The sequence below is a fragment of the Planctomonas deserti genome, assembly GCF_003067705.1.
Taxonomy (GTDB): domain Bacteria; phylum Actinomycetota; class Actinomycetes; order Actinomycetales; family Microbacteriaceae; genus Planctomonas; species Planctomonas deserti.
In genome coordinates, this window is record NZ_QANL01000016.1 from 1 (window position 1) to 940 (window position 940).

Here is a 940-nt window from a genome sequence, read left to right on the forward strand (position 1 = left end):
CTGCACATGCAGGTGCTGGAGAACAGTCATCTGCAGGTGCGGCGCGGCGATGCGGCGCTGACCATCGCCGGTGTCACCGATCCGGTGGCCGCGCGCTACGGCCTGCCGCTGCCGGATCTGGAGGCCGCGTTGGCCGGTGCCGATCCGTCCGCGCCGGTGATCCTGCTTGATCATCGCCCGCGCAATGCGCGCGAGGCGGCGGCGCGTGGGGTGAAGCTGCAGCTGTCCGGGCATACCCACGGCGGGCAGATCATCGGCATGGACCAGTTGGTGAAGCGGGCCAACGATGGCTATGTCTCCGGGCGTTATGAAGTGGACGGCATGACCCTGTACGTGAGCAACGGTGCAGGGCTGTGGGCCGGTTTCCCGGCGCGCATCGGCGCTCCATCGGAGATTACCCTGGTGACGTTGCGCGGCGCGCCGTGATCTCTACTGGGGTCAGATCCCTTTGCCACCGGCGAAGGGCTCTGACTCTGTGCCCAACTGCGCGGGGCACGCATGCGCACTTCGACGCAGCGCCTGCGCCCGCTTGGCGATCCAGCGCACCACGAAGGCGGTGAACAGCAGCGCCGACGGCACCGCATACCAGAAGTTGCCCGGCACGCGCTTGAAGTACGAGTAGGTAAACACCGCCGCGATGGTCCACATGCCGGTGACGTGCAGGCGACGCCAGGCGGTGGGTCCCATGCGCCGGGCGAGCCCCCGGTGCGAGGTGATGGCCAGCGCCAGGATGGCGATGTAGCCCACTGTGCCCGGGAGGTTTGCCAGCGCGGATCGTGCTGGCCAGAACGCCGGGTTGAGGATGCCGAAACTGGTGATGGCAATTGCATGCAGCAGGTGCGAGAACGCGAACGACAGGCCGATGACGCGCCGTTCGCGCAGCAGCAACCGGGTGAACGGGCCGGGCAGAAGGCTGGCGAACGACGATGCCGTGAACGCT

At 67.7% G+C, this 940-nt stretch carries 2 protein-coding genes; one reads left to right on the top strand and one right to left on the bottom strand.

All coding sequences use genetic code 11. The features are described 5' to 3' along the window. A partial coding sequence (locus DAI20_RS19235; protein ID WP_497802632.1) for a metallophosphoesterase occupies positions 1-426 on the top strand: 426 nt, incomplete at its 5' end. Between the two features lie 12 nt (positions 427-438). On the opposite strand, the gene DAI20_RS19240 is transcribed toward DAI20_RS19235, so the two are convergent. Next, positions 439-940: ferric reductase-like transmembrane domain-containing protein (locus DAI20_RS19240; RefSeq protein WP_108252872.1), on the bottom strand; the 502-nt coding region annotated here is incomplete at its 5' end.